General features: G+C 58.9%; 1 protein-coding gene. It reads left to right on the top strand.

Annotated features, from left to right (window positions below; all coding sequences use genetic code 11):
- Positions 1 to 419 (top strand): condensation domain-containing protein (locus FE394_RS19055; protein WP_319927894.1); only part of this gene is annotated, 419 nt, incomplete at both ends.

Genomic DNA, 419 nt, shown 5'->3' with positions numbered 1-419 from the left:
GGCTGGCGGCTTGATGTGCGTAGTGTCTTCTCCGCGCCTGTACTCACCGACATGGCGCAGGCTATCCGGGCGAATCAGGGGGAAGCAGCCTTTATTGTGCCGCCCAACCGGATTTCTGACGGCTGCACGGCGCTTACCCCTGAGATGTTGCCACTGGTCACGTTGTCTCAGGCGGAAATTGACGCCATTGCCGGCATCGTGGCGGGCGGCGCGGCCAATGTGCAGGATATTTATCCGCTGGCGCCGTTACAGGAGGGCATTCTGTTCCATCACCGGTTGCAAGAGCAAGGCGATGCTTATCTGTTGCACCATGTCATCGCTTTCGATACCCGGGAACGCCTTGACGCCTTCACGGCTGCATTACAAACGGTCATCGACCGCCATGATATCCTGCGTACCGCTGTCTGCTGGCAGGGATT

Source organism: Xenorhabdus littoralis, assembly GCF_033949345.1.
In the GTDB taxonomy this organism is placed as follows: Bacteria; Pseudomonadota; Gammaproteobacteria; order Enterobacterales; family Enterobacteriaceae; genus Xenorhabdus; species Xenorhabdus littoralis.
This window is presented reverse-complemented; position numbering and strand designations above follow the sequence as displayed.